A 12,371-nucleotide genomic window follows, 5' to 3' on the forward strand; every position below is an offset into this window, starting at 1 on the left:
GCCGACGCCTAGGGTCAGGAGCCGAATCCTCGGGCGGTCGCCCGGAACACACGGGAACCGTCCAGGAGCACGCACGTGGTCACCCTCGCCGATGTCGCCCGCCACGCCGGCGTCTCGGCCAGCACCGTCAGCTACGTGCTCAGCGGGAAGCGCTCCATATCCGCCCCCACCCGCGAGCGCATCCAGCACAGCATCGACGCCCTCGGTTACCGGCCGCACGCCGGTGCCCGCGCGCTCGCCAGCAGCCAGACGAACATCCTCGCGCTGATGATGCCGCTCCGCACCGGCCTCTACGTCCCCGTGATGATGGAGATCGCGATGGCCGTCACCACCACCGCCCGCTCCCACGGCTACGACGTGCTGCTGCTCACCGGCGAGGAAGGCCCCGAGGCGGTGCGCCGCGTCGAGGGCAGCGCCGTCGCCGACGCCATGATCGTCATGGACGTCGGGCTCGACGACCCCCGGCTGCCCTGCCTCCAGGAGGCCGAGCGGCCCTCCGTCCTCATCGGCCTGCCCGCCGAGACGGCCGAGGCCGCCGACGCCACCGGACTCGACTGCGTCGACCTCGACTTCGAGGCCGCCGGAGCCCGCTGCGTCGAGCACCTCGCCGGCCTCGGCCACACCCGGATCGCCGTCCTCGGCGAACCTCCCGCCGTGTACGAGCGGGGTACGGGCTTCGCCACCCGCACCCTCACCGGACTGCGCGCCGCCGCCGGAACCCACGGCGTCGGACTGCTCCACCGCCCCGTCGACGGCACCTACGCGGCCGTCGCCGCCGCCGTCACCCGCGTCTTCGAGGAACGCCCCGGCACCACCGCCCTCGTCGTGCAGAACGAGGCCGCCGTCGAGCCCCTCCTCGCCTTCCTGCGCCATCAGGGCCGCGCCGTGCCCGAGGACGTCTCCGTCGTCGCCATCTGCCCCGACCAGGTCGCCGTGCACGCCTCCGTGCCGCTCACCTCGGTCTCCGTACCCGCCCGCCAGATGGGCCGCCTCGCCGTCGAGCGGCTCGTGGCGCGCCTCGCCGGTGAGGCCCCGCGCGGGACGGAGCTCATCGCGCCCCTCCTCACGGCCCGCGCGAGCACGGGCCCGGCCTTCCGCACCGAGGACCCCCGTGACCACGGCGGGCGCTGACGCCGACGACAGCGCGACGGAGTTCCGGGCCTTCTTCGAGCGTCACTACGCCGAACTCGCACGCCTCGCCCATCTGTTGACCGGCGAGACCGACGCCGCCGACGACCTCGCCGCCGACGCCATGCTCGCCCTCTGGAACCGCTGGGACCGGGTCCGCGCCGCCGACCACCCGGCCGCCTACGCCCGGGGCGTCGTCGCCAACCTCGTCCGCACCCGCATCCGCGGCACCGTCCGCGAACGGCGCCGGATCGCCGCCTTCTGGGACCGCCGCCCGGAGCACACCGAGGGCCCGGACGTCCCCGCCGTCCTCGACGTCCGCACCGCGCTGCGCGCCCTGCCGTTCCGCAAGCGCGCCTGCGTCGTGCTCCGGCACGCCTTCGACCTGTCCGAACGCGACACCGCCCTCGCGCTCGGCGTCTCCGTCGGTACGGTCAAGAGCCAGACGGCCAAGGGCATGGCGGAACTCCAGCGGCTGCTCGGCGACCGGGCCGCCGCCGAACTCGCCGCGGGGAGGCGCTGATGGACGAGGCACGGCTCCGCCGCGAGCTGCGGGAGGCGGCGCTCGCACACCGGCCCGACCACGCCCGCATCCTCGCCCGGGTGGAACGCGGCCTCGCCGCGTCCGCCCCGGAAGGCCGCCGCACCCGGTCACCGCGCCCGTGGGCCGGCCGCCGCCGGGGTGTGGTCCTCGCCGTCTCCGCGGCCGTCGCCGGGGTCGTCGGCATCGGCGGCCTCGCCGTGACCACCCTGGCCGACCGGCCCGCCGGACCCGCCGCCACCCTCCCCGCGCCCGGACCCACCGCGCGCGCGGCCGGCACCGTCGACCCCGGCAGCAACCGCTGGTGGGCGCAGAGCGACCTCGCCGTGACCACCGAATCCACGGTCGTCGGCCTCACCGTCGAGCTGCGGATCGCCCGCACCCCCGGCGTCGTGAGCACGGGACACTGGCGCACCCGCCCCGCCGAGGACTTCACCGTGACCGTCACCGAGGAACCGCGGACCCTGGTCTACCGGTGGACGCTCAAGCCGGGCCGTACGGTGCCGCCCGGCCCCCACACCTTCGCCGCCCAGTACAACCACGCCGAAGGCGCGCGCGACGCCTCGGCCGACACGTACCGCATCCTCCTGACCGGCCCCGACGGCGGCCGCACCACCCTCCGGGGAGGCTTCGGTCCCGGCGGCGGGAACTGAACGACTTGCGGTTGACGCGGCGTCAACCCCTACGGTCTTCGAACGGGGCCGGAGACACCGGCCCCGGCGAAGGAAGGACACCGTGATGGCCTGGTCGATCGCGGACGTGGCCCGGATGTCCGGGGTGACGTCCCGGACGCTGCGGCACTACGACGAGATCGGTCTGCTGGCGCCCGCGTGGACCGCGGGCGACGGGCACCGCCACTACGAGGAGCCCCAGCTGCTGCGCCTCCAGCAGATCCTGCTCATGCGGGAGCTGGATCTGGGCCTGCGCGAGATCCGCGAGGTACTGGACAGCGGGGCCGACCGCGTGACGGTCCTGCGCGAGCACCACGCCCGGCTGCTCGCGGAGCAGGACCGGCTCGGCACCCTGGCCCGCACGGTCGCCCGCACCATCGCCGAACTCGAGAACAGCGAGGACGAGCACATGGTGGAGATCAACCGCCCCGAGAACCTCTTCGAGGGCTTCCAGCCCGACCCCGGCCTGGAGGCCGAGACCCGCGAGCGCTATCCGCAGGCGTACGAGCAGTCCCGGCAGGCCGTCGAGGCGCTGACCCCGGAGACCTCCGAGCAGTGGCAGCGCGAGGTCACCGCCCAGATGATCCGGTTCGCCGAGTTCATGGCGGCCGGCACGCCCGCCGACGACCCGGCGGTGCAGGCCGAGGTGGACGTCCACTACCGGGACGTCTGCCGCTTCTGGACCCCGAACGCCGAGGCGTACCGGAGTCTGGCCCGGACCTACGTCGAGGACAGCCGGTTCCGGGAGAACTTCGACCGGATCGCCGTCGGCCTCGCCGAGTACGAGTGCCGGGCGATGACCGTCTACGCGGACACCCGGCTGAGCTGAGGCGGGGCGGTCCGCACGCGACTCCGGGCCGACCCCCTCTCGCCCGTGCGGCGGAGGGGGATCGGCCCGGCGGGCGATCCGCCGGCGGCTCGCGGACGGGATCGTCGTCGGTGACGGGCCGACCGTCGGCCCACCGGCACCGAGGAGCGCGCGATGACCACGATGAGGACGCATCTCTCCGGCGAGGACCGAGGCCGGTTCCGTGCCGCCTGGCGGGCCGCCCACGCCCCCGTCCCCGGCGTCTCGCGCCGCACCGGCGGTCCTGGTCTCCGCCGCCCTCGGCGCCACCGCCCTCACGCTGCTCTGGACCGTCCTCGCCCTCACCACCGAGATCATGGGCACCACGATCCGCGGCGACGCCCTCCCCGCCGACTGCCCCAGCCGGAGCGGGGGCTGGATGGCCGCCTCCTCCTACGTCTGCTACGCGCCGCTCGTGCTGTGGGGACCCCTGCTCGCACTCCTCACCGTGGCGTACGGCCGACGGCGCCGGCAGGGGTGACCACCCCGGCAACCCGTTGCCGCCGCCCCCATTGACATCGCACCTGCGTCAATCTTTGTGATCTTGGTGTTGGTGCCGGTCAGGGCGGTGATGGCAGGCTGACGCCATGGACATCTTCAAGACGACGTGCGGTGCGGTACGAGGCTTCCGGGCGTCGGACGACGTCGTCGCCGTGCTCGGAATCCCCTACGCGGCACCGCCGTTCGGCCCCCACCGGTTCCGGGAGCCCGCGCCCGCCGAGGCGTGGAGCGGCGTACGGGACTGCACGGCCTTCGGCCCCATCGCGCCGCAGTCGGCGGAGCTGCCCGGCTCGCCCGTGTGGACGCCCGGCGACGAGGACATCCTCACCGTCAACGTCTGGACCCCAGCCCCGGACGGCGGCCCCCTGCCCGTCCTGGTCTGGATCCACGGCGGCGCCTACACCTTCGGCTCCTCGGCCCAGCCCGACTTCGACGGGGACGCCCTCGCCCGCGCCGGACTGGTCGTCGTCACCCTCAACTACCGGGTGGGCTTCGAGGGGTTCGGGCACATCCCGGACTCCGAAGAGACGTCGTACCCCGGCAACCGGGGACTCCTCGACCAGATCGCCGCCCTGCGCTGGGTGCGGGAGAACATCGCCGCGTTCGGCGGCGACCCCGGCAACGTCACGGTCGCCGGCCAGTCCTCCGGGGGCGCCTCGGTCGCCTGCCTCATGGTGATGGACAGGGCGCGCGGCCTGTTCCACCGGGCCGTCGTCCACAGCCCCGCCAGCCCCCACCACACGCGTGACATCGCCGCCGCGACCACCCGCGAGATCGCCGCCGCGGCCGGCTGCCCGGCCACCCCCGAGGGCCTGGCCGCCGCGAGCCCGCAGGACCTGGTCGCCGCCTCCGACCGGGTCGTCGAGGCGTACCGGCGGGACCCGGCCTCCGGATCCCGCCACTACGACCCCTCGCTGTACGCCCCCGTCCTCGACGGCGACGTCCTGCCCGTCGACCCCCTCACGGGCCTGGCCGCCGGTGCGGGCCGGGACGTGGACCTCCTCGTCTGCCACACCACCGAGGAGTACTGGCTCTTCGACGCCGTCGACAGCTGCGCCAAGGTCGGCACGGAGGAGCAACTGGAGCGATTCGCCCAGGACTTCGGGCTGCCCGACGGCCTCGTCGCCGGCTATCGCGCCGCGCTGCCCGGTGCCCCGGTCCTCGACGTCTACCTGGCCGTCTTCGGCGACCTCCTCTTCGGCGAGTACGCCAACCGGCTCGCCGAGCAGCAGGCCCGAGGCGGCGGCCGGGCGTACCTGTCCCGCTTCGACCGCCGGCGCACCGGCCCGCACGGAGCCGTGCGGGCCTGGCACTGCGCGGACATCCCCTTCGCCTTCGGCAACGCCGACAAGGACTGCGTCTCGTTCCTCATCGGCGGCGCCCCCACCGCCGCCGACCACGACCTCGCCCGCCGCATGGTGGGCGCCTGGGCCGGCTTCGCCGCCACGGGAGACCCGGGCTGGCCGGCGTACGACGACACCACCGGGCGGGCGAAGGTGTGGCGGACGGAGGGGGAGGGTCAGGACGAGCCGGTCGCTCTCCGTGCCCTCTGGGAACGGGCCGAGTTCCCCCTCCTGCGCGCGTGAGGTGTGACGGGCCGCGACATGCCGCATTCGGTGTAATCGGCGGCCTGAGGGTCCTCCGGCGGTCACGCTGTGCCTGTTGATCACCGCCCGGTCGGGGGATCCGGTGGTGCACAGGTCACATGACGTGTCGGCCGAGATGAGGAAATGACCATGGCTCTGAGCCGCCGCAGCTTCGTCGCCTATGCCCTCGGGGCCGGACTGGCGCTGGACGTCGGCGACGTCGTCGTCTCGCCCCGTTCGGCGCACGCCGCGGACGCGGTCCCACCGGAGCTGCTCGCCGGTCAGGCGCTGAGCTCGTCGACCGTTCGACTGATCTGGACCGCGGTCACGGGCGCCGAGGCCTACCGGGTCTACCGGAACGACGTGCTGCTCGTCGAACAGCCCGGAACCCTGCTGGAGGACACCGGGCTGACGGCGACGACGACGTACCGCTACGAGGTCAGCAGCGTGGTCGCCGGAGTCGAATCGGCACGCTCGGCGCCCGTCGACGTGCTCACCCAGCGGGCGGATCCCACCACAGTGCCGACAGCGCCGACCAACCTGCAGGCGAGCTCGCTGACGTCGTCGGGCGTGAAGCTCACCTGGACCAAGTCCACGGCCGTCGCCAAGATCACCGGCTACCGGATCCTCCGCGGCGCCGCCGGGGCGCCCGTCGAGAGCCTGGTCCAGATCGCGACGACCGACGGCGGCACCAGCTACACCGCGAGCAAGCTGTTCGCCAACCGCGCCTACCAGTTCGCCGTCCGCGCCGTCGACGTCGCGGGACACGTCGGCCCGGCGGCCACCATCGCCGTCACGACCAAGACCACCACCGACACGAGCGCCCCTTCGGCCGTCTCGAACACCAGCGTGGCCGTGCGGCGGTACTCCGCCAGCCGGCTCGACATCACCTGGGGAGCGTCGAGCTCCAGCGACGTATCGGGCTACCAGGTCTTCCGCAACAACGTCCTGATCGCGACGGTGGAGGAGCCGCTCCGCAAGACGTACTCCGACAACGGCCTCACCCCGTCCACGTCGTACACCTACCGGATCGCGGCCGTCGACTCCGCCGGCAACGTCTCCGCCCTCACCTCCGGGCGGGCGGGCTCCACCCCCGCCGCCGGGACCGTCCTCGTCACCCGTGGCCCCTACGTCGTCCAGACCGACGGGACGAGCGCACGCGTGCTGTGGTGGACCAACCTCGCGACCGACAGCACCGTCGACTTCGGCGTCGGATCGTTCACCGAGAGCGTCTACGACCCCACTCCGCGGCTGCAGCACTCCATGCTGCTCGGCGGGCTCGCACCCGGAACCGAGTACGTCTACCAGGTGAGGTCAGGCAACGCCACGCTCGCGGGCAACCGCTTCACCACCGCACCCGCGCCGGGCACGGCCTTCACCTTCGCGGCGGTCGGCGACTACGGGGGCGGCTCCGCGCAGCAGCAGAGCATCGCCAACCTGATCGCCGCGTCGCCGGCCCAGTTCCTGCAGACGCTCGGCGACAACGTGTACCCGGACGCCCAGGACCCCGATCCGGAGCGCTTCTACTCCGACTTCGACAACCGCTTCTACAAGCAGTACGGACCGGTCATCCGTACCCGGACGCTCTACCCGGCGAACGGCAACAAGGAGTACTACGGAGACGGCGCGGCGGCCCGGAACCTGTGGTCGCCGAACAACCAGCGCTGGTACAGCTACAACTGGGGCGACGCCCACGTCCTCGTCGTCGACAGCGAGCAGCCGCTGACGGCCGGCTCCGCGCAGCGGGCCTTCGTGACCGCCGACCTCGCCGCCGCGACGGCGGCGTGGAAGATCTGCGTCGTCCACCGCCCGCCCTACAGCTCGACGACCAGCAGCTCCAGCTCGTCGACGGTCCTCTCCGGTCTCGTGCCGCTCCTGGACCAGTACGGGGTCAGGCTCTGCCTCTCCGGCAACTCCCACAACTACGAGCGGAGTCACCCGCTGCGCGCGGGGGCGGTGAATCCGGCGGGCGTGACGTACGTCGTCTCCGGCGGCGGCGGCAACGGACTCAACCAGTTCACCCTGAGCCAGCCGTTCTGGAGCGCGTACAGGTCGGCGCGCTTCGAATACGTGCAGGTCTCGGTCTCGCCGACCCAGCTCGTCCTGAACGCGTACAGCGACACCGGGGAGCTCTTCGACAGCACGACGCTGACCCAGTGAAACGCCGGGCCCCCGAACAGGGGCCCGGTAGCCTCCCCCTCATGACGAACACTCAGCCCCCGCGTGACACCGCCCGCCGCATACAGGACGTGCTCGGCCGCCTCGACGAGGAACAGGACATCTGGGTGTCCACGGCGGACACCGCCGGGGAGCCGTACCTCGTGCCGCTCTCCTTCCTCTGGGACGGCACCCACCTGTGGCTGTGCACGCGCCTCTCCAACCCCACGGGCCGCAACCTCGCCGCCAACGGCCGGGTGCGCCTCGCGCTCGGACACACACGGGACGTGGTCCTGCTCGACGGCGAGGTCACGACCCTCGGCCCCGAGCAGGTCCCGGTGGAGGCGGCGGACGCGTTCCACAAGAAGACGGGCTGGGACCCCCGCGGCTCGGGTCCCGCCTACCACTGGTTCCGGGTCCGCCCCACCGAGGTCCAGGCCTGGCACGAGGAGCCCGAACTGGTGGGACGGCACCTGATGCGGGACGGCGTCTGGACGGAGACGGCGCGGTGAGGTCGATCTGAGTGAGGCGCACGGGTCCGCGAAGGCGGACCCGTCGGTCTGTCATGGCGAAGCGCCTCGGTGCTCCCATGCCCGTCACGGTCTACCGAACGGTTCAGTCTTGACAGTGAACTGGTCGGTGTAGTTCAGTCGTTGTCGGGGGGCGGCGCGGGCCGTCGGCCGTGACGAGGGAGGCGGAGAGATGTTCGCGGTGGTGTACCGGTGGCGGGTGCGTCCGGGCAGGGAGCAGCTGCTCGTGGACGGCTGGCACCGGGTGACCGTGGCGATCCACCAGGAGTGCGGCAGCTACGGCTCCCGGCTCCACAAGGCGGACGACGGGACCTGGGTGGCGTACGCCCGCTGGCCCGACCGGGAGACCAGGGAGAAGTGCGGGACCCCCGATCCGGAGGGCGAGGCCATGATGCGCGAGGCGATCGCGGAGTACTTCCCCGAGACGCGGCTCACCCTCGTCGACGACCTGCTCGCCGAGCCGGAGAGCGACTGACGGGGCGGCGCGGCCGTAGGCGACCGCGGTCCGCGGGGGTGTCGGCGGGCGGGTGCCCGCGCTACCCTCTGTCCGTGATTTCGGTCGCCGTACGGGATATCGAACAGCGTGAGGGTGAGGTGGGGGACCGTGGGGAGACTCGTTCCGGCGGTGGCCAGGGCATTCGACATACTGGAGCTCTTCCTTCAGGGCGACGGCACGCTGTCCGCCCCCGAGATCACCCGCAGGCTCGGGCTGCCCCGCACCACCGCCCACGAGCTGGTCATCACCCTGACCGCCCGCAACTACCTCGCCCCGGTGCCGGGACAGTCCGGCCGGTACCGGCTCGGCGTCCGTGCGTACCAGCTCGGCAGCCGGTACGCGGAGCAGCTCGACCTCTCCGCCGAGGGGCACCAGGTCGCCCGGGAGGTCGCCGACACCTGCGGCGAGACCGTCCACGTCGCCGTCCTGGAGGACGCGGACGTCATCTACATCGCCAAGGTGGACTCCAGCCACGCGGTACGGATGGTCTCGGCCGCCGGCCGCCGGCTTCCCGCCCACTGCACCGCCGTCGGCAAGATGCTCCTCGCCACCCTTCCCCTGGACGAGCTCGACGAGCGCCTCGAAGAGCGCGAACTCCTCGCCATGACGCCCCGGAGCCTCACCGACCCGGACGAGCTGCGGGCCGCGCTCGCGGAGATCCGGATCCTCGGCGTCGCCGTCGAGCAGCAGGAGTCCAACCCCGACGTCAGCTGTGTCGCCGCACCCGTACGGGACCGCTCCGGCCGGGTCGTCGCGGCGCTGTCCGTCTCCGTGCCGGTGCACCGCTGGAGCGAGGACCGGGAGAACGAACTCACCGCCCTCGCCGTCAAGGGCGCCGGCGAGCTGTCGGCCCGCCTGGGGCACCGCCAGGCGCCCTGACTCCCGTACCCCCGATTCACGTACCGGCGACGGCTCCGTCCGCGCGGCCCGAGCCCTTCCGTTCCCGGGGCTGGCGCATACGGCTCACCGGGCCGAACACCTCCCGGTCGTCGAGGAAGCCCTCCAGGGCGAAGGCCGCCGCGCCCCGCGTGACGGCGTTGTGCGGCACTGCGCTGCGCCGCAGGGTCGCGGCCCGGTGCGGCAGCGGCAGGACGTGCCGCCCGACCGCCTCGTACGTGGCGTCGAGCAGGCGCTCGCCGAGCAGGTCCACGACCTGGTTGCCGAGGACGAGCGCCCGGGGGTTCAGCAGGTTGATCAGATTCGCGACCGCCGCGCCCAGGTGACGGGCCGTCCGGTCGACGACGGCCTCGGCCACCGGGTCCCGCTCCGCCGCCGCGCGCGCCAGAGCGGCGACGGTCGCCGCGTCGTCCGCCCCGGTCGCCCGCTCGTCGTCGGGGGCGAGTTCGCGCCAGGTCTGCGCGATCCCCCGGGTGGAGACGTACGCCTCCACACAGCCCCGGTTGCCGCAGGTGCACAGCCGGCCGTCGACCGCGAGGCAGGTGTGGCCCCACTCGCCCGCGCTGTTGGTGAAGCCCCGGTAGAGCTGCCCGTCGATCGCGATCCCGGCGCCGACACCGGCGCGCAGGGTGACCACCACCAGGTCGTCGACCTCCCGCCCGGCACCGAACCACAGCTCGGCGACCGTGCTGGCGCGCAGCGGGTTGTCGAGCCGGAGGGGCAGCCCGAGGCGCTCGTCGAGCAGGGACCTCAGGGGGACCTCGCGCCAGGACCAGTAGGGGGAGTACGAGGAGACGCCGCCCTCGCGCTCCACCATGCCCGGCACGCTCACGCCCGCCCCGAGGACCCGCTCCCGGGGAACGCCGGAGCCCTCCAGGAGCTCCTCGACGCAGACGGCGAGCTGCTCGACCACGTCGGCGGGCCGGACGTCTCCCGGGGGGAGGGGGCGCTCGACGGAGTGCCGGACCTCCAGGGCGAGGTCGAAGAGTTCCGCGTGTACGGCGGTCTCGGCGATGTCGATGCCGATCAGCGCGCCCCGCTCGGCGTTGACCGCGAGGCGCGCGCGGGGCCGTCCGCCGCTGGAGTCCTCGTGGCCCGCCTCGACGAGGACGCCGGCCTCCAGGAGTTCGGCGGTGAGGTTGGCGACGGTGGCGAAGGAGAGGCCGGTCGCCGCCGCGAGGTCCTGGCGGCTCATCGCGTCCGCCCCCGCATAGAAGCGGCGCAGGACCTCGAAGCGGTTGAGGCGGCGGATCTCCTGCGACGTCCGCTTGATCATCTGTGCTGCCCTCCGCTCGGCCTGTCCTCGTACCCCTGCCACCGCATCTTATTCAAAGGGTTGGAAGAAGAGGAGGGCAGGTTATTTACAACCGTTAGACGAAGCCGTAGTTTTTCTCGCGCCGCACCCGTCGCCGACCGAGGAGGCCAGATGCACCACCTCAGGGCCGTACCCTGCTCCCCCCTGCCCGGACGCCTGACAGAAGGACCCGTCTGGGACGCCCGGCGCCAGGAACTCCTCTGGGTGGACATCCCCGAGGGGCTCGTCCACCGGGCCGCGCTCGTGGACGGCGAGGACGTGCCGGACCTCGCGCCCCTCGGCACCCTCCGCTTCGACCGGCCCGTCGGCGCCGCCCTGCCCTGCGCCTCCGGCGCCCTCCTCGCCGCCGCCGGCACGTCCTTCCTGCACCTGGCCGACGGCCGGCCCGCCACCGAGGCCGTCGAGCTCGCCGCGCCCGTCCTCCCCGACGACGGCCTCCCGCGCCGCATGAACGACGCCGCCGTCGACCCCGCCGGGCGGCTCCTCGCCGGAACCATGGCGTACGACGAGAGCCCCGGCGCCGGCGCCCTCTACCGCCTCGACCGCGACGGGCTCGTCACCCTGCTCGACTCCGTCACCATCTCCAACGGGCTCGGCTGGAGCCCCGACGGCAGCCGCCTGTACTACGCCGACAGCCCCACCGGCCGCGTCGACGTCTTCGCCTACGACCCGGAGACCGGCGCCCTGAGCGACCGCCGCCCCTTCGCCGCCCTCGACCGGGGCGTCCCCGACGGCCTCGCCGTCGACAGCGAGGGCCGCGTCTGGGTCGCCGTCTGGGGAGGCGGCGAAGTCCTCGCCTTCGCGCCCGACGGCAGCCTCCACGCGCGCGTGGAGGTCCCCGCCACGCACGTGACGAGCTGCGCCTTCGCCGGCCCGGAGCTCGACGTCCTGGTCATCACGACCGCGACCGCGGGCCTCGACGAGACGCGCCTGCGCGCCGAACCCGACGCGGGCCGCCTCTTCGTCTGCCGCCCCGGGACGACGGGCCTGCCGACGACTCCGTACGCCGACCACTGAACCCGTACCTCCCGCAAGGAAGAAGCCCATGACCTCCCCCTCCGACGGGCTGCGCGCCGCCCTCGACGCCGTCCCCGTCATCGCGATCCTCCGCTCCGCCTCCGCCACCCGCTTCGCCGAAGTCACCGACACCCTCCTGGCCTCCGGTGTCCGCGCCGCCGAGTTCACCCTCACCACCCCCGGCGTGCTCGACGCCCTGCGCGAGTACGCCGCCGACGCCCCGCCCGGACTCGCCCTCGGCGCCGGCACGGTCACCACGCCCGCCGAGGCGCAGGCGGCCGTCGAAGCCGGCGCCACGTACCTCATCACCCCGACCACCTCCACCGAGGTCATCGCCGAGGCCGTCCGCCTGGACGTCCCGGTGCTGCCCGGCGCGTACACCCCGACCGAGATCCTCACGGCCTGGCGGGCGGGCGCCACCATGGTGAAGCTCTTCCCCGCCGCCACCGGCGGACCGGAGTACCTCCGGGCCGTCCGCGCGCCGCTGCCCGACGTGCCCCTGGTGCCGACCGGCGGCATCGGCGCCGCCGACGCCCCCGCCTACCTCGCCGCCGGGGCCGCCGCCCTCGGCATCGGCAGCCCCCTGGTCGGCGACGCCTGCGAGGGCGGCTCCCTCGCGGCCCTGACCGAGCGCGCCGCGGCCTTCCTGGAAGGGATACGTCGGTGAACCCGGCCCCTGCCCACG

At 73.6% G+C, this 12,371-nt stretch carries 13 protein-coding genes; 12 read left to right on the top strand and 1 reads right to left on the bottom strand.

Annotated elements, in window-relative coordinates; all coding sequences use genetic code 11:
- Positions 1-75 precede the first annotated feature (75 nt).
- The 10 genes from AB5J54_RS34255 to AB5J54_RS34300 all read left to right on the top strand — a co-directional run bounded on the left by AB5J54_RS34255 (position 76) and on the right by AB5J54_RS34300 (position 9,336).
- Positions 76-1,131: a LacI family DNA-binding transcriptional regulator gene (locus tag AB5J54_RS34255; protein WP_369147810.1), complete on the top strand. Its 1,056-nt coding sequence runs from the start codon at positions 76-78 to the stop codon at positions 1,129-1,131.
- Positions 1,112-1,651, top strand: a complete 540-nt coding sequence (locus AB5J54_RS34260) for a SigE family RNA polymerase sigma factor (RefSeq protein ID WP_369147811.1) — start codon at positions 1,112-1,114, stop codon at positions 1,649-1,651. Before AB5J54_RS34255 ends, AB5J54_RS34260 begins: the two co-directional genes overlap by 20 nt.
- A complete protein-coding gene (locus tag AB5J54_RS34265; RefSeq protein WP_369147812.1) occupies positions 1,651-2,322 on the top strand; it encodes a hypothetical protein in 672 nt (223 codons plus the stop codon). The genes AB5J54_RS34260 and AB5J54_RS34265 overlap by 1 nt, the downstream gene beginning before the upstream one ends.
- Positions 2,323-2,407: 85 nt before the next feature.
- Positions 2,408-3,169 carry a MerR family transcriptional regulator gene (locus tag AB5J54_RS34270; protein WP_369147813.1) on the top strand — a complete coding sequence of 254 codons (762 nt, stop codon included), beginning with the start codon at positions 2,408-2,410 and terminating at the stop codon, positions 3,167-3,169.
- Positions 3,170-3,371: 202 nt separating this feature from the next.
- Complete coding sequence (locus AB5J54_RS34275) at positions 3,372-3,668, top strand: hypothetical protein (RefSeq protein WP_369147814.1); 297 nt, start codon at positions 3,372-3,374, stop codon at positions 3,666-3,668.
- Positions 3,669-3,774: 106 nt separating this feature from the next.
- Positions 3,775-5,274 (top strand): carboxylesterase/lipase family protein, encoded by a 1,500-nt coding sequence (locus AB5J54_RS34280; RefSeq protein WP_369147815.1) that lies wholly within the window; start codon positions 3,775-3,777, stop codon positions 5,272-5,274.
- Positions 5,275-5,424: 150 nt separating this feature from the next.
- Positions 5,425-7,434, top strand: a complete 2,010-nt coding sequence (locus tag AB5J54_RS34285; protein WP_369147816.1) for a fibronectin type III domain-containing protein — start codon at positions 5,425-5,427, stop codon at positions 7,432-7,434.
- 41 nt (positions 7,435-7,475) lie between these two features.
- Entirely contained in the window at positions 7,476-7,943 is a 468-nt protein-coding gene (locus AB5J54_RS34290) for a pyridoxamine 5'-phosphate oxidase family protein (RefSeq protein WP_369147817.1), read from the top strand.
- Between the two features lie 190 nt (positions 7,944-8,133).
- Positions 8,134-8,436 (top strand): antibiotic biosynthesis monooxygenase, encoded by a 303-nt coding sequence (locus AB5J54_RS34295; RefSeq protein ID WP_369147818.1) that lies wholly within the window; start codon positions 8,134-8,136, stop codon positions 8,434-8,436.
- 129 nt (positions 8,437-8,565) lie between these two features.
- A complete protein-coding gene (locus AB5J54_RS34300) occupies positions 8,566-9,336 on the top strand; it encodes an IclR family transcriptional regulator (protein ID WP_369147819.1) in 771 nt (256 codons plus the stop codon).
- 16 nt (positions 9,337-9,352) lie between these two features.
- On the opposite strand, the gene AB5J54_RS34305 is transcribed toward AB5J54_RS34300, so the two are convergent.
- A complete protein-coding gene (locus AB5J54_RS34305) occupies positions 9,353-10,630 on the bottom strand; it encodes an ROK family protein (protein ID WP_369147820.1) in 1,278 nt (425 codons plus the stop codon).
- A 150-nt stretch (positions 10,631-10,780) separates the two neighbouring features.
- Between AB5J54_RS34305 and AB5J54_RS34310 the strand changes: the two genes are divergently transcribed.
- Together AB5J54_RS34310 and AB5J54_RS34315 are read left to right on the top strand one after the other, a co-directional pair.
- A complete protein-coding gene (locus tag AB5J54_RS34310; RefSeq protein ID WP_369147821.1) occupies positions 10,781-11,686 on the top strand; it encodes an SMP-30/gluconolactonase/LRE family protein in 906 nt (301 codons plus the stop codon).
- 28 nt (positions 11,687-11,714) lie between these two features.
- Positions 11,715-12,353, top strand: coding sequence for a bifunctional 4-hydroxy-2-oxoglutarate aldolase/2-dehydro-3-deoxy-phosphogluconate aldolase (locus tag AB5J54_RS34315; RefSeq protein ID WP_369147822.1), 639 nt, complete (start codon positions 11,715-11,717; stop codon positions 12,351-12,353).
- The last annotated feature ends 18 nt before the right edge of the window (positions 12,354-12,371 follow it).

The organism is Streptomyces sp. R44 (assembly GCF_041053105.1).
Taxonomy (GTDB): domain Bacteria; phylum Actinomycetota; class Actinomycetes; order Streptomycetales; family Streptomycetaceae; genus Streptomyces.

Excerpts from the sequence above, each read along its gene's own strand:
- AB5J54_RS34290 (WP_369147817.1), top strand. The coding sequence starts at position 7,476 with ATGACGAACACTCAGCCCCCGCGTGACACCGCCCGCCGCATACAGGAC.
- AB5J54_RS34295 (WP_369147818.1), top strand. The coding sequence starts at position 8,134 with ATGTTCGCGGTGGTGTACCGGTGGCGGGTGCGTCCGGGCAGGGAGCAG.
- AB5J54_RS34305 (WP_369147820.1), bottom strand. The coding sequence starts at position 10,630 with ATGATCAAGCGGACGTCGCAGGAGATCCGCCGCCTCAACCGCTTCGAG.
- AB5J54_RS34270 (WP_369147813.1), top strand. The coding sequence starts at position 2,408 with ATGGCCTGGTCGATCGCGGACGTGGCCCGGATGTCCGGGGTGACGTCC.
- AB5J54_RS34280 (WP_369147815.1), top strand. The coding sequence starts at position 3,775 with ATGGACATCTTCAAGACGACGTGCGGTGCGGTACGAGGCTTCCGGGCG.
- AB5J54_RS34285 (WP_369147816.1), top strand. The coding sequence starts at position 5,425 with ATGGCTCTGAGCCGCCGCAGCTTCGTCGCCTATGCCCTCGGGGCCGGA.
- AB5J54_RS34310 (WP_369147821.1), top strand. The coding sequence starts at position 10,781 with ATGCACCACCTCAGGGCCGTACCCTGCTCCCCCCTGCCCGGACGCCTG.
- AB5J54_RS34265 (WP_369147812.1), top strand. The coding sequence starts at position 1,651 with ATGGACGAGGCACGGCTCCGCCGCGAGCTGCGGGAGGCGGCGCTCGCA.
- AB5J54_RS34315 (WP_369147822.1), top strand. The coding sequence starts at position 11,715 with ATGACCTCCCCCTCCGACGGGCTGCGCGCCGCCCTCGACGCCGTCCCC.